Below are 22,729 nucleotides of genomic sequence, written 5' to 3' on the forward strand. Positions count from 1 at the left end.
TTTCATTTTGTGGTGGTAACATTACCGCAGAGCCTGTGACAGGATTGGTCGGATCGTGGTAGGATTTTGGTGGGAGACAGTCAGAACCCAAACGACTATTACGCATCGCAAACCTAAAGGTTGTCATGGGATCCAATTAAATAAGCAGCAATCCTTCGGGGCAGGGTGAAATTCCCTACCGACGGTGATGGCGCATCGGATGGTTATCCGGTGTAGCACAAGTCCGTGACCCGCCAGCGCTCTAACAGCGTTTGCGGCTGAGCCGGTGAGATTCCGGGACCGACAGTATAGTCTGGATGGGAGAAGGAAAACGCGGGAGCACGTACGTGATTTCATTTGCGACGGTGCTCATACCTAAAGAGCTTCAATTGATCAAGTTCTATTTTTCACAAGGATTATTATTTTGTGAATGTTCTTGATGATGCCGGCTTTTTGTCTTTACGTTGTCGTCCTGTCGATTCAAGGACCTGTGGTGACAACGAGGAGGCGAGGCGCTCTTTTGATTTTGCGTAGAACTACTCTCATGATCAACCCTGCCGGATTGCGGTAGGGTTGTTTTTGTATCTTTAGCGATACGGATTGGCGGAAGGAGGGACGGCGGATGAAAGTGATCGACGATGAATATTACATGGCGCTGGCGCTGGATATGGCAGAACGGGCGCTCGGACAAACCGGAACCAATCCGGTTGTCGGCGCTGTTGTCGTCAAAGACGGAACGTTAGTAGGCCTCGGCATCCATCTGGAGAGGGGAACTCCGCATGCCGAAGTGCACGCCTTGAACATGGCCGGTTCCCGGGCGGAGGGCAGCACGGTCTATGTTACGCTGGAGCCTTGCAGTCATTACGGTTTGACACCACCTTGCGCGGAGCGATTGATTCAAGAGAAAGTCCGACGTGTCGTGGTTGCTTGCAAAGATCCGAATCCTCTCGTCGCCGGGAAAGGGATTGGATGGCTTCGCGCCGCTGGGATTGAGGTGGAAGTTGGTGTGCTGCGCGAGCGGGCTTTGAAGCTGAATCGTCGCTTTATTAAGTTCATCACGACCGGCATGCCGTATGTGACGATCAAATCCGCCAGCACGCTGGATGGGAAGCTTGCGAGCCGCACCGGGGACAGCAAATGGATCTCCAACGAGAAGGCGCGCGAAATCGTGCACACGATGCGCCACCGCCATCAGGCGATTATGGTCGGGGTTTCGACGATTGCCGCCGATGATCCGCAGCTAACGACCCGCTTGTCCGTTCCGGGCTTGTCGCCGATTCGCGTGATCGCGGATTCGACGCTGCGCATCCCGGAGACGGCAAAGGTGCTGAGCGACGGGGCGGCGCCAACGTGGATTTTAACTACGGAGCAGGCGGACCCGGCCAAAGCCGAGCGCCTGGCCGGACGCGGCGCGGAGATCATCCGCTGCGGCAGCGGCCCGCGGGTGGATCTCCGGGAAGCGCTCAAGCAGCTTGGCAAACGGGGAATTTCCTCCGTACTTGTCGAAGGGGGAGGACAACTGAACGGCTCGCTGTTGGAACAGCAGCTCGTTGATGAAATCGTCCTGTTCTATGCCCCTAAGCTCGTGGGCGGTAGCGAAGCACCTGCAAGCTTTCGTTTCTCTGGCTATGATTTCATGCGAGAGGCTGTCTCCTTGCGCGACATGGAAGTGGAACAAATCGGGGATAATGTGTGCATCCGAGGAATCCCGGTCTGGGCGCAGGCTGAAAGGAAGGAGGGAGATCACTGATGTTTACAGGACTTGTGGAGGAAATCGGCATAATGAAATCGATCAGCCGCAAGGGCGAGGCGATGCTGCTAAACCTCTCGGCCAAGGTTGTCACGGAAGGCATCAAGCTGGGCGACAGCATCTCGGTTAACGGGGTATGCTTAACCGCCACTTCGTTCGACGCTTCCTCTTTTACGGTGGATGTGATGCCGCAAACGTACCGCAACACCAACCTGAAGGATTTGAAGCCCGGGAGCCGCGTTAATCTGGAGCGGGCAATGGCAGCAAACGGGAGATTCGGCGGCCATATCGTTCAGGGGCATGTCGACGGAGTCGGCACCATCGTCGGAACGAGTCAGGATCAGAATGCGGTCGTGTATACTATCAAGCCCCATAAGCCGTCTTTGTTCAAATACATTATTCCAAAAGGTTCGATCGCCGTGGACGGCATCAGCTTGACGGTGGTGGAAGCGCACGGCGGCACGTTTACGATCTCGATCATCCCGCATACGTTGGCCGAAACGGTGCTGGCCTTCAAGCGGGCCGGGGACACGGTCAATCTGGAATGCGACGTGCTCGGGAAATACGTGGATCATCTGCTGAAGCATGGCAGAGGTGGCGTTGATGAGGAAGAGGTAAGCGACGGCGGGGAGTCGGGAATCAACCTGCCTTTTCTGGCCGCGAACGGGTTTGTTTAATGAAGGCTGGGGCGTTATGCGATTGATTGGCGCCGAACGAGAACCTATCCCGTTTTGGCTGTAACTTGTAACGGAACGGAGAGCTCTTATTGTCTCATTTCCCGGCAATTTCCCGATATAGCGGAACTCAGAGACCTTATTGAGGTCAATTGGCAGTAAATCGGCCGTACAGTCTCGAAATAAGACCTCCTGGTTCCGTTAGAGCAAGAATCGCCCAATTTGCAGCGAAATAACGTCTCTGAGTTCCGTTAGCCAGGCACCCAGGACCCACTCGCCGCCGAAACCGCCGCTTTGAGTTGCTTCGTGATCCGAAGAACGGCATTTTGAGCTACCGCTTCAATAGAAGTTCAAAAAGTCGAATTTGGAGCACCAAGAAGGTTGGATGAAGCTAGGGACAGAGCAGCGGAGCGTAGCTGGAAGCTACGTGAGCAGCGGAGGGCCCGGCTGAATTCAAGATTCGCCGCCGAAACCGCCGCTCTGAGTTGTTGCTCCGTGATCCGAAGACGGCATTTTGAACTACATATCATAAGGAGGGGAAGAGATGAGTGATATTGTATTAGACCGGGTCGAAGAAGCCATTTACGAACTGATGCGGGGCAAGGTCATCATCGTCGTTGACGACGAAGACCGGGAAAACGAAGGAGACTTTGTAGCCCTGGCTGAGAAAGCAACGCCCGAGGTGATCAACTTCATGATCACCCAAGGCCGCGGTCTGGTCTGCCTGCCGATTACGGCTGAACGGGCAGAAGAGCTGGACCTGCAGCCGATGGTGGCGCAAAATACCGATAACCACGGGACGGCCTTTACCGTTTCCATTGACCATAAGGAGACAACGACAGGGATCTCGGCATATGAGCGTTCCTTGACGGTGAAGGCGATCATGGATCCCAACGCCAAGGCTTCGGATTTCCGCCGGCCGGGCCACATGTTCCCGCTGATTGCCAAGAAGGGCGGCGTGCTGCGGCGCGCCGGACATACGGAAGCAGCGGTTGACTTGGCTCGGATGTGCGGTGCGTATCCGGCTGGCGTGATCTGCGAAGTGATCAAGGAAGACGGGACGATGGCCCGGCTGCCGGATCTGGTGGAAATCGCGAAAACCCATGATCTGAAAATGATCAGCGTCAAGGACCTGATTCATTACCGCAATGAGAAGGAGAAGCTGGTCACCCGCGAGGTTGAGGTGCGCATGCCAACCGATTACGGTGAATTCCGCGCCGTCGCTTATACCAACGACGTGGACAACAAGGAACATGTCGCCCTGGTTAAAGGCGAAATTCATGGCGACGAACCGGTGCTGGTCCGGGTGCATTCCGAGTGTCTGACCGGGGACGTATTCCATTCCCACCGCTGCGACTGCGGCCCGCAGTTCGAAGCCGCCCTGCGTCAGATTGAGGAGGCAGGCAGAGGGGTGCTGTTGTATATGCGCCAGGAAGGCCGGGGCATCGGCTTGATCAACAAGCTGAAGGCCTACAAGCTGCAGGAGCAAGGCTTCGATACGGTCGATGCCAACCTGAAGCTCGGATTTCCGGCGGACCTGCGCGATTACGGAATCGGGGCGCAAATCCTCAAGGATTTGGGGATCCGTCAAATCCGCTTGATGACCAACAACCCGCGGAAGATTAAAGGCTTGGAAGGATACGGGCTGGAGGTTGTAGAACGCGTTCCGATTCAAATGAAGGAGAACGAGGATAACACCAAATACCTGCACACCAAACAAGCCAAATTGGGACATATGCTTACCTTTGATGATTTGGAGCAGGACGAATCCTCCCGCGTTTAAGAATAAAGCCGTTTATTGAAGAAATAATCCACTAACCCACTTATAGAAAGGTTTGATTCATTCATGGCAAACGTATTTGAAGGACATTTAGTATCGGAAGGGTTAAAATACGCGATTGTTGTTGGGCGGTTCAACGAATTCATTACCAGCAAGCTGCTGTCCGGTGCGCTGGATGCTTTAAAACGCCACGGGGCCAAAGAGGAAGAAATCAACGTGGCCTGGGTGCCCGGGGCATTTGAAATCCCGTTTGCGGCGCAGAAGTTGGCCGAAAGCGGCAAATACGACGCGGTGATCACGCTGGGCACCGTCATCCGCGGCTCCACCACACATTACGATTATGTGTGCAACGAAGTCGCCAAAGGCGTTGCCGCCGTTGGACTTAAAACCGGAGTACCGACGATCTTCGGCGTCGTGACCACCGAAAACATCGAGCAAGCGATCGAACGCGCGGGGACCAAAGCGGGTAACAAAGGCTGGGATGCCGCGATGGCGGCCATCGAGATGGCGAACTTGACGAAACAGCTGAACTAGTGCTTATCTTAATGTAGTACCCCGGATTCGCAGGGGTACTACATTTTTCTTTTGCAACAAACCATTTTTAAGGTAAACTTATGTACATACATGTTTGCTTACGGGTGGAGGATGTTCATTGACGACAGTAACGTACAAGCTGGAAACTTTCGAGGGTCCGCTGGATTTGCTCTTGCACCTCATCGATAAAGCGGAGATTGATATCCATCAGATCTCGATCAGCGAGATTACCGATCAGTACCTCGAATATTTACAAGACATGCAGGAGCTTGAGCTGGAGGTGACCAGCGAATTTCTGGTCATGGCGGCGACGCTGCTGTCGATCAAGAGCAAACAGCTGCTGCCCAAACCACCCGTGATCGAATTGGATGATGAATTCGATTATTTGCTTGAGGATGAGGAAGACCCGCGGGACGAGCTGATCCGCAAGCTGATCGAATATCGCAAGTATAAAGGAATCGCCGAGCATTTGCATGAGCGCGAATGGGAACGAAGTTTAATTTTCTCCAAGGAACCGGAGGATTTAACCCCGTTTATGCCGGAAGTGCAGGAGAATCCGGTCAAAGGACTGCACGCCGCCGACTTGATCGCCGTCTTTCAGAAGGCGATTCGCCGGGCTGCCAAGCGGAACACGGTCGCTCGAATTCATCGCGACGAGATCTCCGTCAAGGACCGAATCAAGGAGGTCGTATCCGCGCTTGAGCAGGCGGGCAAGGGGGGGCGGCTGTTATTTTCCAAGCTGCTGCACCCCGAGATGTATCGGCATGAAATCGTCGTGACATTTCTGGCTGTACTGGAGTTGATGAAGATGAAACAAATCGTCTGCTATCAGAACAAGCTGTTCGACGACATTGTTATGGAGTGGAGAGGGGAAGGAAAGATCGATGAATTTTCAGGAATTGAAATCGATTATTGAGGGGCTGCTGTTCCTGGCAGGGGAAGAAGGCTTAAGCCTGAAACAGCTGGCCGAAGTGACGGAACAACGGCAGGAGGTGGTTTCGGATGCCCTGCTCGACATGAAGACGTCCTTCGAGCGAGCTGGCAGAGGACTGCAAATTGTGCAGATTGCCGGGAACTACCAGCTGGCGACGCTTCCGGAACACGCCCCCTATTTCGAACGTCTGGCTTATTCGCCCTCGCGTTCGACCTTATCCCAGGCTGCGCTCGAGACGTTATCGATCATCGCCTACCGTCAACCCATTACCCGGGTGGAGATCGAGGAGATCCGCGGAGTGAAATCCGAGAGGGCTATTCATTCGCTGGTGAATAAGGATCTGATCGAGGAGGTTGGCCGCGCTGAAGCGATTGGACGCCCGATTCTTTATGGCACAACCAAAGCGTTCCTGGATTACTTCGGGTTGGCTAGCCTGAAGGATCTACCGGATTTGGCCGACTTCGAGAGCGCGGAGCAGCTTGAGGAAGAAACGCAATTGCTGTTTCAGCGGCTGGAAGAACAGCAACTGACCTTCGACGACGTCAACGGTGAGGTTTTAGCGCCTCAGGAAGAGCCGCAAGCGAAGCGGGAAGAAGAAGTGCATGAAGGATTCCAAGAAGAACCGCAAGAAGGGCTGCAAGAGCAGCCGCAGGGGAACGAAAACGATCACTAAAAATGAATGGGTGTTATGAAAGCCGGAGAGGAACCTCCGGTTTTTTTGTGCTTCATTGTTGTGAAGTCAACATCCCAACGAATTTTTTCCTATTGGGGAAGCCATACTACGATGGAGAATTTTTATCTGATAGGTATGGAGGGCTTTCCCGTGTGGATTTGGCTCGGAGGCATCCTGATCCTGCTGCTGCTTATAGCCGCCTTGATTTTGCTGTCTACCATCACGCTTCAATTAACCCTGCGCAAGAAGAACCGGGACGATACGATTCTGCTGGATGTCACGATGCTTTATGGCTTTGTCCATCTGCGTTATCAGGTGCCCTCCATTTGGTTGAAGAATTGGAGCGACGGCCTGCAAATCGAGGAAGATCGGCCCGGGAACGTATTGCAGAAAGAGTCTTCCAGCGTTGACCAGCAAGTGAACAAGGATCAGGTTCAGCAATGGAAAGACCAGTTCGATCGGATGCTTAAGGCGACCAGCGGGTTGCGGGTTTGGCTTCGGGCCACACTTCGGCGCGTATCGTTCCACCAACTGGAATGGTCAACAAACGTCGGTTTGCAGGACGCGGCTCATACGGCGACCTTGACCGGAGCTCTATGGGGGGTCAAAGCCACGCTCATCGGGTGGCTCAGTCATCACATTCGATTAAAGCAAAGACCTAAGCTTTTTGTCGTTCCGGTATTTGACGGTACGCCGTTATTTTCCATGGAACTTCGCTGCATAGCGGAAATTCGCTGCGGTTATGCTATATATGCTGGACTGGTACTTATAGTTCGCGTGCTAAAAGTGAAGGGAGGAGTGAAGAAATGGCTGACCATCCTATTCAAGGGTTAATGCAAACTGCCATGGAAAACATCAAGGAAATGGTTGATGTTAACACGATTGTGGGCGAGCCAGTTGAAACGCCGGACGGCAGTGTCATTCTGCCGATCAGCCGAGTCGGTTTTGGTTTTGCCGCCGGGGGTAGTGATTTCAATATTGAGGACGGCCAGGATAAATCGGCTTCTGATACGTCCGAGCACGGCAAAGCCCGTCCGTTTGGCGGCGGCAGCGGCGGCGGGGTCTCGATCAATCCGATCGCGTTCCTCGTCGTTGGGAAGCCGGGGGTACACATCGTTCCGCTCGATAACCAGACCCATCTGGTCGAAAAAATCATCGATTCGGTCCCTGGTGTCATCGACAGAATCCAGTCCATGTTCCCGAACCAACAGGCAACGGAACAAGCCGCACAACAACAAGCGATGCAGGAATCGGCTGCCCGAACCAGCGTCAATCCGTTCGCCTAAACACCTTTCGACCGTTGATCCTTTCCGGGCTGCCGGGAGGGGTCTTTTTCTTGATTCCAAGGTGGGACATACTCTCTTGGATCATCGCATATAAGTAAACAAGGACTAGCTACAGTACCTGTTACCGGAGGAATCAGCTTATGAGGAAAAATACACCTGACCGCAAATTTCGTGCTCGCTTCAGCTTGCTGGCCGCTCTTCTCCTGCTCGGTTGGCTGAACCCGCAAGCGGTACAAGCAGCCCCTGCTGCTGCACCCTCGATCCATGCTCAAGCCGCTGCGGTCATCGACGTTACTTCGGGCCGTCTGCTGTACAGTTTGCACGGGGACGAGCCATTGCCGATCGCCAGCTTGACCAAAATCATGACCGCCATCGTCGCCATCGAACATGGCAAGCTGTCGGATACGGTTACGGTCGGTAGAAATGCTTATGCGAAGGAAGGCTCCTCGATTTATCTCCAATTGGGAGAAGAGATGAGCCTGGAAAATATGCTCTACGGGCTGATGCTTCGTTCGGGCAATGATGCGGCAACAGCCATTGCCGAGCATGTCGGCGGCTCGGAAGAAGGCTTTGTTTATTTGATGAACGAGAAAGCCAAGCTGCTTGGATTAACGCATACCCACTTTCAGAACCCCCATGGCTTGGATGCCAAAGACCACTATTCGACAGCAAACGATTTGGCCAAGCTGACCGGCTATGCGCTGAAAAATCCGCATTTTAAGGAGATCGTCCGTACCCCAAGCAAAACCGCGCCTAATCCTAACGATCCCTGGGATTATAAATGGCTGAACAAGAACAAGATGCTGCGATTCTATGACGGGGCGGATGGCGTCAAAACCGGATATACCAAAATCGCCAAACGGTGCCTGGTAAGCTCGGCAACCCGCGGCGGACAGCAAATTGCTGTGGTCACCTTAAATGACGGCGATGATTGGAACGACCACCGGAAGCTGCTGGACTATGGCTTCGCCAATTTTCCGCTGACAACGTTGATCAAGGAAGGGCAAGAGATCGAAAATGGACTGATCACCGGGGCGGCGTTCAAATATGCGTTAGCCCCCGAGGAGGCGGACCAGATTGAGCGGAGGCTAAAGCTGACCACGGCACGCACAGGCTCGTTTGGTTATCGCGGAAATATCAGCGTTCTTTTGAAGGGCGAAGAGATCGGCACGGTGCCGGTGTACGAAAAAATCAGCTATCGACCGTCTCCATCGGAAGGTCAAGGCGCGCCGAAAGCGGGGGGTGCCTTTGGATCCGCCCTGGACCGTCAGATGATTCGGCTGCCAGCCGATTGGACCGGGTCGCTGAAGAAAGTGCTGAGATCCCTGCTGTTTGATGTGTAATCACTGTAGCTTAGCTGGACAGGGCCGAGGAGGGAGAAGGAAGAATGGTCAATAAAATTTGGCTTGCACTCATTTTGATCGGTTTTCTCTTTGCTGCCATTAAGGGGGACATCGGGACGGTGACGCAAGCGGCATTTGATGGGGCGGCGACCGGCGTAACCGTCTGTTTCGGCTTAATCAGCGTCCTGGTATTTTGGCTGGGGATCATGCGGCTGGCAGAGGACTCCGGGCTGGTCAAGACCATTTCCCGGCTGCTCGGGCCGGTTGTGGCCTATTTATTCCCCGATGTTCCGAAGAACCATCCGGCTATGGGGTATATCTTGTCGAACATGAGCGCCAATCTGCTGGGGCTTGGGAATGCGGCAACGCCAATGGGGATTCGCGCCATGCAGGCTTTGCAGGAGCTGAATCCGGACAAACAAACGGCTTCCCCGGCGATGTGTACCTTGCTGGCCTTAAACACCGCAAGCATTACGTTGATTCCGACCACGCTGATCGCCATCCGCATTAACTTCCATTCCGCGAATCCGGCAGAGATCGTTGGTTCAACGCTGCTCGCGACCGCGATCGCCACGATGGCGGCCATTGTGGCCGACCGCTGGTATCGCAGGCGGAATACCTATCGCACCCCGCCGCAGACTACGGCGCCGCCCAATATCTCGCTGAAAGGGTGAGGCACGTTGCTGGACTGGATCAATCTAATATCTGCCTGGGCCGTACCTGTAATGATTGCCTTTATTCCGCTTTATGCGTATTTCAAAAAGGTACCGGTCTACGAATCGTTTGTGGACGGGGCGAAGGATGGCTTCTCCACCGCGATTGGCATTATCCCGCACCTGGTGGGCATGATGGTGGCCATCAGCGTATTTCGTGCCTCCGGTGCGCTGGATTTCTTCGTCGGTTGGATGGCTCCCTTCCTGGCCTGGTTGCAGGTTCCCCCGGAAGTGCTGCCGCTCGGTTTCCTCAGGCCTCTGACGGGGACGGGTTCACTCGCATTTACTACCGACCTGATTAAGACCTATGGACCGGATTCGATGATCGGCCGAATCGCCTCCACGATTCAAGGGAGCACGGATACAACGTTATACGTATTGACCGTCTATTTCGGCGCCGTGGGAATTCGCAATGGCCGTTACGCCTTAAAGGTTGGATTATTCTCGGATGTGGTCGGCTTTATCGCGGCGATTGCCGTATGTCTGCTCTTATTCGGATAATTCCTTACATATATATGACTCCGTTTGGCAAGAACCGTTCAGGACCGCTTTGAGCTGCCCAGCTCTGAGGCGGTTTTTGCTGTTTCTCCGCGCGGCTATTGTGATTTTAGCTTTCGGTGGGTATCATGTGTATGAGGTGACTTAGCGAAAATGGAGAGATTACAGAAAATATTAGCCGCTGCAGGTGTAGCATCGCGCCGCAAATGCGAGGAATTAATTCTGAGCGGCAAAGTTCAGGTGAACGGAGAAACCGTTACGACGCTCGGCACGAAAGCCGATCCGTCCACGGACGTCATTACCGTTGACGGCAAAGCGATCGGCGCGGAGAAGAAGCTGTACCTTGTGTTCAACAAACCGAAAGGGGTTATCACAAGCGCTTCCGATCCCCAGGGCCGTAAAATCGTCACCGATTATTTAAAAGGAATTACGGAGCGGGTATATCCGGTAGGCCGGCTCGACTACGATACGGAAGGACTGTTATTGCTGACCAATGACGGCGAATTCGCTCATTTGCTGACGCATCCGAAGCATCATGTACCGAAGACGTACCATGCAACAGTCAAAGGGGTGCCGCACGGCTCGGCCTTGGACAAGCTGAAGCAGGGCGTGATGCTGGAGGACGGAATGACGGCTCCTGCCGAAGTCGAATATCAAGATATCGATCCGGAAGGGAAGTTTTCGACGATTTCCATCACGATCCATGAGGGGCGAAATCGCCAGGTACGACGCATGTTTGATGCGATCTCGCACCCGGTGACGAAGCTGAAGCGCATCTCCTTTGGCGATTTGTATTTGGGCAACCTGAAGCGCGGCCTCTACCGCCATTTGACCAAAGAAGAGGTCGAAAGCCTCTATAAACAAGCCCGCACCACGACTCCCCCCACCCCTAAGCGCTAGAAATGCGGTGAAAGTGGTAACGAAGAAGGGAAATAGAAGCTGAAACGGCTAATGTTCTAAGAACATGAACTCTAAAGTTGAACTTAGAAAAAGCGGAGAATGGCAAAGTGTGAAATGATTCTGAAGAAACGGCAGTGGTTGCCCTTGTGAGCGGATTTCTACCCTATATGAATTTAGGAAATCAGAGAAATCCGCGAACAAGCCTAAAATTCCGCACGGAGTTACCAAAAATCACCTCATTTCTAGCGCGTCACATAATATTCATATTTCCCCGGGCTGAAACTGCGGCAAATTTCGTTATAATGTTCATAGAGTGTTCACGATTTGTTCAACACTTATGATAATTATCATAGAAAGGAAGTTCACTATGGGGAAAGCGAGACGGCCGATCCAAATCGTCATTTTGCTGCTGATCGTTGTCCTTGGCGGCTATGCCATCGGGACAGCGGTGTCCGGCGGCGAAGCCGATAAACCGAAGCAAGGCGGTAAGCCGCCGGCCTTTAAGCTGCTCGGTTTGGATGGACAGGTACATACCCTGGACGACTACAAGGGCCAAGCGGTCGTTCTGAATTTCTGGGCCACCTGGTGCACCTATTGCGTGAAAGAGATGCCTGCACTGCAAGCCCAGGCGAATAAATGGCGCGATCAAGGCGTTGTTGTGCTGGGGATTAACACGGGCGAAGACGAGATGACCGTGCAAAATTTCGTCAAGCAGACGGGTGTGGATTTTCCCATTTTATTTGATTCCGATAATACGACGACGCGCGATTACGGCATCGTACCGATGCCAACGACCTTCTTTATCGGCAAGAACGGCAAAATCTCCTCCATTCATCAGGGCGAGCTGAACTTGGATACGCTGGATGACCAAATCAGGCAGCTGGTGGGTCTTTGACAACGAGAGGAGGACATGATTGGTGATCCAAAATACAAAATGCGAATGCGGCCACCAAAATCGGGTTGGAACCGTGTTATGCGAAGCTTGCGGCAAACCGCTGTTCGAGGACGAGCAGCCGGGAGGGCTGCTGGAGATGCGATACGACGGGGTGGCCCGGCGGTCGCAGCGAGCCAATCCAAATGTGATTGATCGGATCTGGAATTTCTTCTCCTCCGTGAAAGTTGCCGTCTATCTGATCCTCATCACACTGGTTGGCGCGATGTTAGGGACGATATTTGAGCAGGAAAGCAATTTCATTAATTTTGACCCCTCTACCTTCTATAAGAATAAATACGGGACGATCGGCGAGATCTATTACCGACTGGGTTTATCTCATACGTATGAATCCTGGTGGTTTATCCTGCTGCTGGTCATGATCGGCGCTTCGCTGGTCATCTGCAGCCTGGATCGCGTGCTTCCGCTTTACAAAGCGCTTTCAAAGCAAAAAGTGCGCAAGCACCTGGAATTCCTCACCCGCCAGAAAGTGGTATACCAGGGGGAGATCCGCGAAGAAGGCGCAGACTGGGTTGAGCGGGCCGTTCAGCCTTTGCGGAAGAAGCATTACCGCGTATACACGGAAGGCAGCGCCTTGCTGGCTGAGAAGCAGCGGTTCAGCCGCTGGGGCCCGTATATTATTCATATCGGGCTGATCGTCTTTCTTCTCGCGGTTTTGTTCCGCGGTTTGCCGGGATTACATCTGGACAAACATTATTGGTTCCCGGAAGGGGAGGTCACACGGATTCCGGAAACCAACCTGTATTTGAAAAACGAGAAGTTTACGGTGGAGTATTACAGCGAAGATGAAATGTCCGAAGACTTCAAAGCAAGAGGCAAAGTAGTTCCTAAGCTGTTCGAGACGCAAGCGGTTCTGTATGAATGCACGGCCGATTGCGACGATCCGTCCAAGGAGCCGCAGCTCCGGGAAGTGAAGCGCCATGCCATTCAGGTCAACGATCCGCTCAGCTACAAGGGATTTCAGGCGTACCAGTTCGACTTCGATCTCACGCCAAAGCTGAGATCCGTACAGCCGGCTTTAGTTAATGCCCAAACCGGAGAATCGTACGGCAAATTCCAATTGGATATGAGAAATCCGCAGCGCGAGTTCGAAGTTGGCCCTTATCGGCTCACCCTGCAAAACAAATATATGGATTTTTCCCTGAACGACCAGGGGCAGCCGGTGTCCATCTCCGGCGAGCCCAATGCACCTGCCTTTTTGTTCTTGATCCAGGGACCGGATCTTCCGGACGAAGGCACGCAATACCTTTATTTTCCCAAGCAGATCGACAAGGAACGGTTCCAACAGGATGCAATCAACAAGCAGCTAGGCGGCGCTCAATCGAAGCTGCAGCTCGATGTGCTCGGAATGGAGGACGTGGATTTTGTGGAAGCGTCCAGTTATCTGAACATCCGGATTGACCGGGCGATGCCGTTCGTTTGGCTGGGACTGGGGATCGTCATGCTTGGATTGATCTTAGGATTTTACTGGCAGCATCGCCGCATTTGGCTGCGTGTGGACGGCCGTCAGCTGACGCTGGGCGGACACACGACGAAGAATTGGTTTGGCATGCGCCGCGAAGTCGCCGCCTTCCTCCAATCAATGGGCGTGGAAGCGGATGAGAAGTCATTGGAAAACAGGGGGAAACGTCCATGAATTTTCTGGAAATCAGTAGAGTCGCCTTTATGACAGCCTTTTTGCTTTATTGCGCGGCTTTTATTTTCTATGTGGTGGCTGTAACGGGAAAAACGTGGCGCAATCGCGATCCGGAGCGACATGAGGCGAAATGGGGGCGTATTTCGTTTAGCGTCTCCTCGCTTGGCCTGCTGTCGCATCTGATCTATTGCGGTACTCGCTGGGCTTATAGCGGACACGTGCCGGTCAGCAATATGTACGAATTTATGTCTTTTTTGTCGATGATGATTATGGTGGCTTTTACTATCGTCTTTATCATTTACCGTAAAATCTTGCTGGGGATGTTCGCCCTCCCGCTGGCGATCCTGATTATGGCGTATGCCGCGGTTTTCCCGCAGGATGTACAGCCGTTGATTCCGTCGCTGCGCTCCATCTGGCTCTACATTCACGTCACGCTGGCCGCTACCGGCGAGGCATTTTTCGCCGTTGGCTTTATCGCCGGGTTGATGTATCTGCTGCGGGCCGTGGATTTCTCAGCCACCGACCGGCCAGGCCGGCGGCAAAAATGGTGGGTTGAATTTACGCTTTTTTCTATTATTATAGTATTGGGCTTTATTGTTTCCGTTTTCGCCTTCCGGGCTGCCGGATATGAAGCTGTATTCGTACAAAATCAGACAACGATTGACAGCCAAGTAGATCAAGATAGTACAATAGAAGATAAAGAAATCTATAATCTGCCACCGATCGTCGGTCCGCATCACAGTGAACCCGAGCAAATTCAGCCGTTCCTCGGCATGAAGAAACCGTTATTTGACGCACCTTCCTGGATGCGGGGAGATACGGCCGGCCGTAAACTGAACACGGTGATTTGGGCTATACTAACAGGGACCGTGCTTTATCTGCTGCTCCGATTGATCCTTCGCAAACCGCTCGGCACGGCGCTGTCACCGGCACTGCGAAGCATCGATCCGGATGATCTGGATGAGATCAGTTACCGGGCGATCGCGATCGGGTTTCCGATCTTTACGCTGGGGGCGCTGGTCTTTGCAATGATCTGGGCTCAGCAGGCTTGGGGCAGATTTTGGGGCTGGGATCCGAAGGAAGTATGGGCGCTCATCACCTGGCTATTTTACAGTGCCTATCTGCATTTGCGCTTGTCGCGGGGATTTCAGGGGCGCAAGTCGTCGTGGCTGGCCGTCCTGGGATTCCTGGTCGTCATGTTTACGCTCGTAGGGGTGAACCTGATCATAGCGGGTCTGCACTCCTATGCGGGTACCGATTAACCCAGACAAGAAGACCATATGGATTGCTCAACTGATTGGGTAAGATGATGAAGGGGTTGTTGTTAATGTCAGATCAAACAAACCGCATTCTGGTCGTCGATGATGAAGAGCGGATTCGCCGGCTGCTGAAGATGTACTTGGAAAAAGAAGGCTACGAAATCGATGAAGCGGAAGACGGGGAGACCGCGCTGAAAATGGCGACCTCCGGCGACTACGGCCTGATTCTGCTCGACGTTATGCTGCCGGGCATTGACGGCGTCGAGGTCTGTAACCGATTGAGACAAGTCAAAGCTACGCCGGTGCTGATGCTGACGGCCAAAGGCGAGGAGATTAACCGCGTGCAAGGCTTTGAGGTCGGGGCGGACGATTATGTCGTGAAGCCGTTCAGCCCTCGCGAGGTCATCTACCGAGTCAAAGCGATTATGCGGCGCGCTTCCGCAACGGCTTATTTGACCAAGGAAAGCGGGACTAGCAACAATATCGTGTTCCCTCATCTCGTGATTGAGCATGATGCCCATCGGGTGACAGCCAGCGGCCAAGAGGTCAGCTTGACTCCGAAGGAGTATGAGCTGCTGCATTACCTGGCGGTTTCGCCGGATAAGGTGTTCTCCCGGGAAGAATTGTTGAAGGATGTATGGAATTATGAGTTTTTTGGCGATTTGCGCACGGTCGATACCCATGTCAAACGGCTGCGCGAGAAGCTGAACAAGGTCTCGCCGGAATCCGCCGCGATGATCACCACGGTATGGGGCGTCGGCTACAAGCTGGAGGTTTCGAAATAAGTGAACTTCTGGAGAACGCTCGTCGGTAAGCTGTGGATTACGATCATTTGCCTGGTGGCCTGCGTCCTAATGTTGATGGGTTTGTTTCTGCTGCCGTACATCGATACGAATTTTACGAACTCCGGAGCGGTCAAACGACTATTCGTTATCGTTGCGATGATCGGATTTTCGCTCACGACGTTTTTCGCGTTGTTTCTGTTCACCAAGATCACCCAACCGATGCAGCAGCTGATCCAAGCTACCGATTCGGTGCGCAAGGGCAAGTACGATACTCGCCTGTCGCTCCGTACGAGCGATGAGATCGGCGAACTGGCGATCACGTTCAATCATATGGCGGAAGAACTGGACAATACGATCCGCAGCCTGAAGCATGAGAAAGAGCATCTTTCCAGCGTGCTGCGCAGCATGAACGATGCGGTGATCACCTTGAATCGGGACGGCTATGTCATCTTGACCAACCCGCCGGGCGATCAGATTCTGCAGATGTGGGGCGATCTGACTGAGGAAGAGGGGGAGGATCGGCCTGCCCCCATCGGTGAAGGTCAGGTGGTTCCGCAGCCGCTGCTTCCGATGTTCCGTCGGCTGCTCAGCCAGGAAAGCGACCAGAAAATGAACGTTCACGTCATGAAAGGCGTATGGTCCGTGCATATGGCGCCGCTGTCTTCGGACGGCGAGATCCGCGGGGCGGTTGCGGTGCTCCGCGATGTGACCGAAGAGGTGAGTCTGGAGAAGATGCGGCGCGACTTCGTTGCGAACGTGTCCCACGAAATCCGGACCCCGCTCTCGATGATGCAGGGCTATAGCGAAGCGTTGCTGGACGGTATGGCTTCGTCGCCGGAAGAGAGCGCGGAGCTCGCTCAGGTGATTTACGACGAATCGCTGCGGATGGGAAGGCTGGTTCGCGATTTGCTGGACCTGGCACGCATGGAGGCGGGTCATACCGATATGGTGATGCGCCAGCTCGATTTCCGCGAATTGGCCGAGCGAGTGTATCGTAAATTTCAAGTTCGCGCCAAGGAGAACGGCGTTGAGCTTGTGTTGGAACTGGAAGCTAGCGAGCTGAAGCTGCAAGCCGACGAAGATCGGATGGAGCAGGTGCTCACCAACCTGTTGGATAATGCTTTCCGGCATACGCCGGAAGGAGGGAAGGTGGAAGTGACGGCCCGCATGGAACCCGGGGGATCAGGCCACCAGCTTCACGCGACCGTGGCAGATACGGGCGTCGGTATACCCAGCGACGATGTACGGTTTATCTTTGACCGCTTCTACAAAGCCGACAAGGCCCGCGTTCGCGGGGAGAATGGGGGCACGGGACTCGGGCTCTCCATCGTTAAGAACATTATCGACGCGCATCACGGGAAGATTTGGGCGGATAGCGAAATCGGCAAAGGTACGATATTCCATTTTGTGCTTCCTGTCGAAAAGGAACAAACCGCGTAATCAACAAAAAACATCCTTCGCGAAGAAGGATGTTTTTTTGTTGAATGCCGCAGATAAATCTTGTTCATCGTGGAACAATACTTCGGGATTCAGGTCCAGGCGGACTTAAGCAAAGATGATTTGCAGCGCTTTGTTAAGCTCCGGAAGCTTCGTCAGCTCGTCCAGAACTTCCTTCGTCACGGCTTTATCCACCGTCAGCACCATAATGGCCTCGCCGCCAACCAGCTTGCGTCCTACCTGCATGGAGGCGATGTTGACATCGTTCTTCCCAAGCAGCGTGCCGACGTGTCCGATAATTCCCGGTTTGTCGTTATGCGAGATGAAGATCAGATGTCCCTCCGGCGCTACGTCGACCGGGAATTTATCGATTTGCACGATCCGCGCGCCATATCCGTTCAATAGCGTCCCGGCAACCCGGCGCTCCGAACCGTCCTGGGTTTTCAGCGCAACGGAGATTAAGTTCGTGAAGCCCTTCGTGGCCGAAGCTTGTGATACGACAACGTTGATATCGCGAACTTTTGCCAGATGCATCGAGTTGACGATATTGACATCCCCTCCGAAATGGCGGGACAGCACCCCTTTGATAATGTAGCGGGTGAGCGGCTGCGTATCAACTTCTGCCAGATCTCCGGCATAGTCGACATGAATTTCCTTCACGGCTTGATTATTCAGCTGCGAGAGGAAGATGCCGATTTGCTCACCCAGCCCGAAGTAAGGCTGCAGCTTGTTCATGACACTGGCCGCTACCGGCGGCATGTTCACGGCGTTCTTGAACGGCTCATTCCGCAGGATATGGAGCACTTGCTCCGATACGTCGATCGCCACGTTCTCCTGGGCTTCCACGGTGGAGGCGCCGAGGTGCGGGGTTACGATGATTTTCGGATGGTTCAGGAAAGGATGGTCGGCTTCCGGCGGTTCTTTCTCGAACACGTCGAAGGCGGCACCGGCGACAATGCCTTGGTCAATCGCTTCAACCAGCGCCATTTCGTCAATAATCCCGCCGCGGGCACAGTTAACGATGCGCATCCCTTTCTTCATGACTTCAAACTGCGGACGGGCGATCATATGCTTCGTTTCCGGCGTCAACGGCGTATGCACTGTAATAAAGTCGGCATTGCGAATGATCTCATCCACGGTAGCGAGCTTCACGCCGAGCTTCTCGGCCCGATCCTCGGTAAGGAAGGGGTCATACCCGAGAATGTCCATGCCAAATGCTTTAGCCCGTTTTGCGACCTCGCTGCCGATCCGGCCCATACCCAGGACCCCCAACGTTTTGTTGCGCAGCTCGACCCCGAGGAATTTGCGATCCCATTCCCCGTTAATCGTCTTGGCGTAGGCTTGCGGAATATGACGGGCCAGCGCCATCATCATCGCGAAGGCATGTTCACACGTCGTGATCGTGTTGCCGTCCGGAGCGTTAATGACGATGATCCCGCGCTTGGTTGCGGATTCCAGATCGATGTTGTCGACCCCAACGCCTGCGCGTCCAATGACTTTCAAGCGGGTCCCGGCTTCCATGATTTTTTCGGTTACTTTCGTTTGGCTGCGGACCAGCAGACCGTCATACTGCGGAATAATCTGCACCAATTCGTCTTCGCTGAGTCCCGGCTTCTTGTCCACCTCAACGTCGGCGGCTTCCATCAGTTGTTGAATCCCCAAGTCACTGATCGGATCCGATACTAACACTTTAAACATGATAATTGACCCTCCTAAAAGTTTTATATAGCAAGGCTTCCTTGGAAAGAATGCATTCATCGCTTTCTTCAGAAGCATAAGCTGATGTGGTTCATAAGCCAGGATGTGTTTTCTCGTCAACGCTGTGTCCTGTCACCGCGCAAAAGAGCAGAGGTGCTCCGAAGCGCCGATGTTCCGCCGTAAGCATTAGCTCCATGGGTGGAAATCAAAAAACTCTCGATCCGCACACTACTTCCGTAGTAAGGGACGAGAGTTGTTCGTGGTACCACCCTAATTCGCTGCGCCTTCACAGAAGCAGCCTCAGTTGTCATTGCTGACAGAACGATAACGGGTTCACCGGCTGCGCCTACTCAAGCTTCAACGCAGCGACTCTGGAGCGCTAAAGTATTCGTTCCGCTGCCGGTTTGCAGCACCACCGGCTCTCTGGAAGCTTTCCGAACACTTTTTTCCTTCAACGTGTTTCATGAGATGTAATTTTTCATAATGTAACACGCCCCTCGGTAAAGTGTCAACACTAACCTGAACATTTTTACAAAGTCAGACGGTTTCGTTCGGATTTAGCCCAAACTTGAATCCACCTAAAATTTTGGTTATGATTTTACTAATGTCGAAAACCGTCTGATTAAGGCGATGAGCCCTAAACGCTTAATCCTCTGTAAAGAAAGGCAGCTCCGGCAGTGATTCGGAAGCATAATACGTGGACTTCCATTTCGCGAACTCCTTGTTTTTGACGGCATCGGTTTCCGTTAAAACCTTAACAATCGAGGTGACGGAGGATAAATTAAGCGCATCGGCCTTCCCGCTTGCAATCAGTTGATCGATCTTGGCGGTCATGTCCTGCGGAAGATACGATACATAAAGCTGCTCGTTCACCATCATATCGGTAATGGCTTTATTTTTCACAGCCAGCGAATAGCCGGCCCATTCTTGGGTCCCGATGTTCGTCTTGCAAGTGTAATCGGCGGGAATCCCGCTTTTCACTTTTGCGGTCCATTTCAAGATCGAGGAGTAATATTTCTTCTGGGCCTGCAGGCCGTAGTTCTTTGCGCTTACCGTGAATTCGTCCTGGGCGAACGCCTTGGCCAGCTCTGCCCCCTTTTGGCTTCCCGCCTTGGCCTTCACCTGGTCAACGCTATCCGAGAACAGCTTCAAGCTCTTTAAATAATCGGTTTGAGCCTCTTTCAGCAAGGGGGAGGAATCCGTAATGGACTGCGCAGCGATTTGCTCGTAGCTGGTTTTCGCTTTCTCGCGGATTTCCTTCATCGCGCCTGAAGAGACCGATTTCGAGTTGCTGCGGGACATGTCTTCGACCAGGGTGAGATAGTCTTCCTTAAATTGCTGATAAGGCTGGAACACCACGTAGTAGAACGTGACCAGGTCCTGCTGCTGATAAGAGACTTCGTTTTCCTTGCCGGGCGGCACGGCTTTGAGATAGGCGTACTTCGCTTCGGTCTTGTCGATTCCGATATTGAGCCCGATGAAGAAAGTCCCGAACGCAATAATCAGCGTGGCGAGAAAACCAAGGGCGAACAGCATTTCGAATTTGGTATTTTTTTTACGAATCATGAGGATGCTCCTTACCATATTGATTTGAATGCGCTAGAATAATATAAAGGACAGGGTTTGACAAAAACTATGAAAAAGTTCAAATTCCGTGAAGTAAAAATTCAAAAAGTCGACCCCGGTCAACTGAATGATCGTCTGCTGCTTATTAACTTGTATCTAACGCAAGGACTTACCTTATTTATCGGTCTGGTCATCCTGTTTTTTCAGAAAAGAAACCCGTTACACCTGCTGGTTTTTCCGAAAAGTGTCGAATTTTTGTACTGGGGGGCGGGATTAGCGGTCGTGATGTTCGTCGCGGACATGCTTCTGTCCCGGTTCATCTCCGAGGAAAGCATGGACGACGGCGGCATTAACTCGCTGCTTTTCCGCAATCGTCCGATCTGGCATATTGCCGTGATCTCTGCGATGGTGGCGCTCTGTGAGGAATTGTTGTTCCGGGGGGCCATCCAGCATGGGATAGGTCCTTACTGGACAAGTATCCTGTTCGCGGCCATTCATGTCCGATATCTTCGGCACTGGATTCCAACGGCATGGGTGTTCGCGAGCAGCTATGGACTTGGATTCATCTATGTCCAAACGGGGACGCTTTGGGCGCCGATCCTATGTCACTTCCTGATTGATATGGTATCAGGACTGGTGATCAAATTCCGGAGGGAGTCATGAACGAACATTTAAGCCGAATGGACCGTTACGGTCAGCAAAATCGAACAAAACTCAGCGCTTCCGCAGCATCATGGACTCTTGCCTCCGGAATGGCTGCAACAGAACCCGTGCCGGAAGCTGCAGACGCTGTACGGCCGGCCGCAGCCGCCCGATCCCAAAGTGCGAAGAGCATAGAGGGGTTGCCCCTCATTCTAGAAGAGGGGGTACCCCAACCGCCTGCGGAGAAGAAGCCGGCAATTGGGGACGAGACGATGGTTCGATTGTTGATCCCGCGATTGACCGGGCCTGACGAGCGGCGGCGGGGGAGACCGGCTCCGGCGGTGTCGAAGCCGGAATCCGTCAAACCGCGAGCCGCTAGCGACGATAAATTTGAGTCCGCGGCTGTCGCGGCATTGGCGAAGTTGAAGGAGCCGGTTCAGCCGCTGCCGCTCGTCTCAGAGATGATTTCCGGTCAGGCGCCGGGAGGGCAGCTGGGCGACGAACGGGGTGATTCGCTTGCGATCCCGGGAATGGAGCCGGTTCTGGAAATGTTGCCGACACGCAAAGAACTGTATCCCTCGCAGCGATTGAAGATGACTCGTTGGTTTTATAATTCGCTCCTCTACATCTTTGTTATTATTCTGATTTATTTGTTGTGGTGGGGGGTTAGCGATTCGCCGTGGGGCAAAAGCCATGGTTTATAGTTTGCCGAACCTTAACAAACCGTCAGGAGACATGCTCCTGACGGTTTTGTATTGCAAGCATCTCTGAGTTACTTCCCGCTCTCGGTCTTGGCTGGGGCAGGTCCGATACTCCGCGGGTCCACAAATCCATAGCCTTTCTGTTCCAACTGGGTGAGGAGCTCATCCAACGCTTCTACGGTCCAAGGGAGCTCGTGCATCAGGATGTTGCTGCCCGCATGGAGCTGTTCAAGCACATTAGCGATAACCGCTTCCGGCTTGTTTTTGTTCTTGCTGTCCCAGTCGAGAGAACCGTTGGACCAAGTCATGTAAATTAAGTCGTTCTCTTCCGCGATTTGATGGGTTGTGTCGTTGCCCGATCCGAAGGGCGGACGGAAGAACCGGGGCGCTTCGCCCGTTGTTTCCTTCACGATGGCTTGGACATCCTCGATTTGTTTGCGCATGCTCGCTGCGGATTCTTTCTTCAAGTCGATGTGATCCCAGCTGTGATTGCCGATGATTTGTCCGCGATCTTGAATCAGCTGCAGCAATTCGGGATGAGCTTTCACGCGGTACCCGTTCACGAAGAAGATCGCTTTGGCCTGATGCTTATCCAGCGTGTCGATCAGGCCGTCGATCATTTCCTTCTCTTTCGGTCCATCGTCAAATGTGAGCAGAACGACCTTCTTGTCAATTGTCTCATCGTTTGGAGCAACATTATAGGCTTTATTAATGTGGTACTGCAGCGTTGGCGGAGCTTCGACCGTATTGCCGGAGGCTGCGTCCGGTTCAGCCGCGATTGAACTTTCCGTCTGCCCGCTGGCTTGACCTGTCGCCGTACCGCCTTCCGGCGAGGTTGCTTCTGCCGCAGGGACATTTTGGTTGGATACCGCTTGGTTCATTGATGCATTCGTTTGGCCGCATGCGCTAAGAATAAGACAAGCGGCGGCGAGGGGCAGGAGTTTCTTGGGGAGCAAAGGGGTCATCTCGCTTTCCTGTATTTATGCCGC

The 22,729-nt window shown here is 53.3% G+C and carries 22 protein-coding genes, 1 riboswitch and 1 other annotated feature; of the genes, 19 read left to right on the forward strand and 3 right to left on the reverse strand.

What is annotated here, in order from left to right:
• The first annotated feature begins 147 nt into the window (after positions 1-147).
• Positions 148-312: riboswitch (FMN riboswitch) on the forward strand.
• Positions 313-601: 289 nt separating this feature from the next.
• The 17 genes from ribD (at position 602) to BN3795_RS13930 (ending at position 17,136) form a co-directional block, all read left to right on the forward strand.
• Positions 602-1,729: a bifunctional diaminohydroxyphosphoribosylaminopyrimidine deaminase/5-amino-6-(5-phosphoribosylamino)uracil reductase RibD gene (gene ribD, locus BN3795_RS13850; RefSeq protein ID WP_068785214.1), complete on the forward strand. Its 1,128-nt coding sequence runs from the start codon at positions 602-604 to the stop codon at positions 1,727-1,729.
• Positions 1,729-2,406 (forward strand): riboflavin synthase, encoded by a 678-nt coding sequence (gene ribE, locus BN3795_RS13855; RefSeq protein WP_068785215.1) that lies wholly within the window; start codon positions 1,729-1,731, stop codon positions 2,404-2,406. Before ribD ends, ribE begins: the two co-directional genes overlap by 1 nt.
• Before the next feature lie 541 nt (positions 2,407-2,947).
• Positions 2,948-4,186, forward strand: a complete 1,239-nt coding sequence (locus tag BN3795_RS13860; protein WP_068785216.1) for a bifunctional 3,4-dihydroxy-2-butanone-4-phosphate synthase/GTP cyclohydrolase II — start codon at positions 2,948-2,950, stop codon at positions 4,184-4,186.
• 63 nt (positions 4,187-4,249) lie between these two features.
• Positions 4,250-4,717, forward strand: coding sequence for a 6,7-dimethyl-8-ribityllumazine synthase (ribH, locus tag BN3795_RS13865; RefSeq protein ID WP_068785217.1), 468 nt, complete (start codon positions 4,250-4,252; stop codon positions 4,715-4,717).
• 118 nt (positions 4,718-4,835) lie between these two features.
• Entirely contained in the window at positions 4,836-5,633 is a 798-nt protein-coding gene (locus tag BN3795_RS13870; protein ID WP_068785218.1) for a segregation and condensation protein A, read from the forward strand.
• The gene (gene scpB / locus BN3795_RS13875) at positions 5,602-6,324 is read left to right on the forward strand and encodes an SMC-Scp complex subunit ScpB (protein WP_232729926.1); all 723 of its coding nucleotides are present in this window, start codon (positions 5,602-5,604) and stop codon (positions 6,322-6,324) included. Before BN3795_RS13870 ends, scpB begins: the two co-directional genes overlap by 32 nt.
• Before the next feature lie 150 nt (positions 6,325-6,474).
• The gene (locus tag BN3795_RS13880) at positions 6,475-7,158 is read left to right on the forward strand and encodes a DUF2953 domain-containing protein (protein WP_068785406.1); all 684 of its coding nucleotides are present in this window, start codon (positions 6,475-6,477) and stop codon (positions 7,156-7,158) included.
• Complete coding sequence (ytfJ, locus tag BN3795_RS13885; protein ID WP_068785219.1) at positions 7,131-7,610, forward strand: GerW family sporulation protein; 480 nt, start codon at positions 7,131-7,133, stop codon at positions 7,608-7,610. The genes BN3795_RS13880 and ytfJ overlap by 28 nt, the downstream gene beginning before the upstream one ends.
• Positions 7,611-7,750: 140 nt before the next feature.
• Positions 7,751-8,953 carry a D-alanyl-D-alanine carboxypeptidase family protein gene (locus BN3795_RS13890; RefSeq protein WP_068785220.1) on the forward strand — a complete coding sequence of 401 codons (1,203 nt, stop codon included), beginning with the start codon at positions 7,751-7,753 and terminating at the stop codon, positions 8,951-8,953.
• 44 nt (positions 8,954-8,997) lie between these two features.
• Entirely contained in the window at positions 8,998-9,627 is a 630-nt protein-coding gene (locus BN3795_RS13895; RefSeq protein ID WP_068785221.1) for a nucleoside recognition domain-containing protein, read from the forward strand.
• Between the two features lie 6 nt (positions 9,628-9,633).
• Positions 9,634-10,167, forward strand: coding sequence for a spore maturation protein (locus BN3795_RS13900; RefSeq protein ID WP_068785222.1), 534 nt, complete (start codon positions 9,634-9,636; stop codon positions 10,165-10,167).
• 150 nt (positions 10,168-10,317) lie between these two features.
• On the forward strand, positions 10,318-11,064 hold the full coding sequence (locus BN3795_RS13905; RefSeq protein WP_068785223.1) for a pseudouridine synthase: 747 nt from the start codon (positions 10,318-10,320) through the stop codon (positions 11,062-11,064).
• A 367-nt stretch (positions 11,065-11,431) separates the two neighbouring features.
• Positions 11,432-11,959: a peroxiredoxin family protein gene (locus BN3795_RS13910; protein WP_068785224.1), complete on the forward strand. Its 528-nt coding sequence runs from the start codon at positions 11,432-11,434 to the stop codon at positions 11,957-11,959.
• A gap of 22 nt (positions 11,960-11,981) precedes the next feature.
• A complete protein-coding gene (resB, locus tag BN3795_RS13915) occupies positions 11,982-13,652 on the forward strand; it encodes a cytochrome c biogenesis protein ResB (RefSeq protein ID WP_068785407.1) in 1,671 nt (556 codons plus the stop codon).
• Positions 13,649-14,914 (forward strand): cytochrome c biogenesis protein CcsA, encoded by a 1,266-nt coding sequence (gene ccsA, locus BN3795_RS13920; RefSeq protein ID WP_068785225.1) that lies wholly within the window; start codon positions 13,649-13,651, stop codon positions 14,912-14,914. The genes resB and ccsA overlap by 4 nt, the downstream gene beginning before the upstream one ends.
• 65 nt (positions 14,915-14,979) lie before the next feature.
• Positions 14,980-15,696 carry a response regulator transcription factor gene (locus tag BN3795_RS13925; protein ID WP_068785226.1) on the forward strand — a complete coding sequence of 239 codons (717 nt, stop codon included), beginning with the start codon at positions 14,980-14,982 and terminating at the stop codon, positions 15,694-15,696.
• Positions 15,697-17,136, forward strand: coding sequence for an ATP-binding protein (locus tag BN3795_RS13930; RefSeq protein ID WP_068785227.1), 1,440 nt, complete (start codon positions 15,697-15,699; stop codon positions 17,134-17,136).
• Positions 17,137-17,241: 105 nt separating this feature from the next.
• Here BN3795_RS13930 and serA read toward each other — a convergent pair whose 3' ends face one another.
• Positions 17,242-18,831 carry a phosphoglycerate dehydrogenase gene (serA, locus tag BN3795_RS13935; protein ID WP_068785228.1) on the reverse strand — a complete coding sequence of 530 codons (1,590 nt, stop codon included), beginning with the start codon at positions 18,829-18,831 and terminating at the stop codon, positions 17,242-17,244.
• A 239-nt stretch (positions 18,832-19,070) separates the two neighbouring features.
• Positions 19,071-19,295: a binding site (T-box leader), on the reverse strand.
• 181 nt (positions 19,296-19,476) lie between these two features.
• The gene (locus tag BN3795_RS13940; RefSeq protein WP_068785229.1) at positions 19,477-20,397 is read right to left on the reverse strand and encodes a hypothetical protein; all 921 of its coding nucleotides are present in this window, start codon (positions 20,395-20,397) and stop codon (positions 19,477-19,479) included.
• Positions 20,398-20,466: 69 nt separating this feature from the next.
• Here BN3795_RS13940 and BN3795_RS13945 point away from each other — a divergent pair, with 69 nt between their 5' ends.
• Positions 20,467-21,060 (forward strand): CPBP family intramembrane glutamic endopeptidase, encoded by a 594-nt coding sequence (locus tag BN3795_RS13945; RefSeq protein ID WP_068785230.1) that lies wholly within the window; start codon positions 20,467-20,469, stop codon positions 21,058-21,060.
• Positions 21,057-21,743 carry a hypothetical protein gene (locus BN3795_RS25565; RefSeq protein WP_198524709.1) on the forward strand — a complete coding sequence of 229 codons (687 nt, stop codon included), beginning with the start codon at positions 21,057-21,059 and terminating at the stop codon, positions 21,741-21,743. Before BN3795_RS13945 ends, BN3795_RS25565 begins: the two co-directional genes overlap by 4 nt.
• A gap of 68 nt (positions 21,744-21,811) precedes the next feature.
• Here BN3795_RS25565 and BN3795_RS13955 read toward each other — a convergent pair whose 3' ends face one another.
• Positions 21,812-22,705 carry a polysaccharide deacetylase family protein gene (locus tag BN3795_RS13955; RefSeq protein ID WP_068785232.1) on the reverse strand — a complete coding sequence of 298 codons (894 nt, stop codon included), beginning with the start codon at positions 22,703-22,705 and terminating at the stop codon, positions 21,812-21,814.
• Positions 22,706-22,729: the final 24 nt, after the last annotated feature.

This window comes from Paenibacillus phocaeensis, assembly GCF_900021165.1.
GTDB classification, from domain to species: Bacteria; Bacillota; Bacilli; order Paenibacillales; family Paenibacillaceae; genus Fontibacillus; species Fontibacillus phocaensis.

Bases quoted from the DNA above. Each gene is read 5' to 3' on its own strand.
- ribD (WP_068785214.1), top strand. From the start codon at position 602: ATGAAAGTGATCGACGATGAATATTACATGGCGCTGGCGCTGGATATG.
- ribE (WP_068785215.1), top strand. From the start codon at position 1,729: ATGTTTACAGGACTTGTGGAGGAAATCGGCATAATGAAATCGATCAGC.
- BN3795_RS13860 (WP_068785216.1), top strand. From the start codon at position 2,948: ATGAGTGATATTGTATTAGACCGGGTCGAAGAAGCCATTTACGAACTG.
- ribH (WP_068785217.1), top strand. From the start codon at position 4,250: ATGGCAAACGTATTTGAAGGACATTTAGTATCGGAAGGGTTAAAATAC.
- scpB (WP_232729926.1), top strand. From the start codon at position 5,602: ATGAATTTTCAGGAATTGAAATCGATTATTGAGGGGCTGCTGTTCCTG.
- ytfJ (WP_068785219.1), top strand. From the start codon at position 7,131: ATGGCTGACCATCCTATTCAAGGGTTAATGCAAACTGCCATGGAAAAC.
- BN3795_RS13890 (WP_068785220.1), top strand. From the start codon at position 7,751: ATGAGGAAAAATACACCTGACCGCAAATTTCGTGCTCGCTTCAGCTTG.
- BN3795_RS13895 (WP_068785221.1), top strand. From the start codon at position 8,998: ATGGTCAATAAAATTTGGCTTGCACTCATTTTGATCGGTTTTCTCTTT.
- BN3795_RS13905 (WP_068785223.1), top strand. From the start codon at position 10,318: ATGGAGAGATTACAGAAAATATTAGCCGCTGCAGGTGTAGCATCGCGC.
- BN3795_RS13910 (WP_068785224.1), top strand. From the start codon at position 11,432: ATGGGGAAAGCGAGACGGCCGATCCAAATCGTCATTTTGCTGCTGATC.
- ccsA (WP_068785225.1), top strand. From the start codon at position 13,649: ATGAATTTTCTGGAAATCAGTAGAGTCGCCTTTATGACAGCCTTTTTG.
- BN3795_RS13925 (WP_068785226.1), top strand. From the start codon at position 14,980: ATGTCAGATCAAACAAACCGCATTCTGGTCGTCGATGATGAAGAGCGG.
- serA (WP_068785228.1), bottom strand. From the start codon at position 18,831: ATGTTTAAAGTGTTAGTATCGGATCCGATCAGTGACTTGGGGATTCAA.
- BN3795_RS13940 (WP_068785229.1), bottom strand. From the start codon at position 20,397: ATGATTCGTAAAAAAAATACCAAATTCGAAATGCTGTTCGCCCTTGGT.
- BN3795_RS13945 (WP_068785230.1), top strand. From the start codon at position 20,467: ATGAAAAAGTTCAAATTCCGTGAAGTAAAAATTCAAAAAGTCGACCCC.
- BN3795_RS25565 (WP_198524709.1), top strand. From the start codon at position 21,057: ATGAACGAACATTTAAGCCGAATGGACCGTTACGGTCAGCAAAATCGA.
- BN3795_RS13955 (WP_068785232.1), bottom strand. From the start codon at position 22,705: ATGACCCCTTTGCTCCCCAAGAAACTCCTGCCCCTCGCCGCCGCTTGT.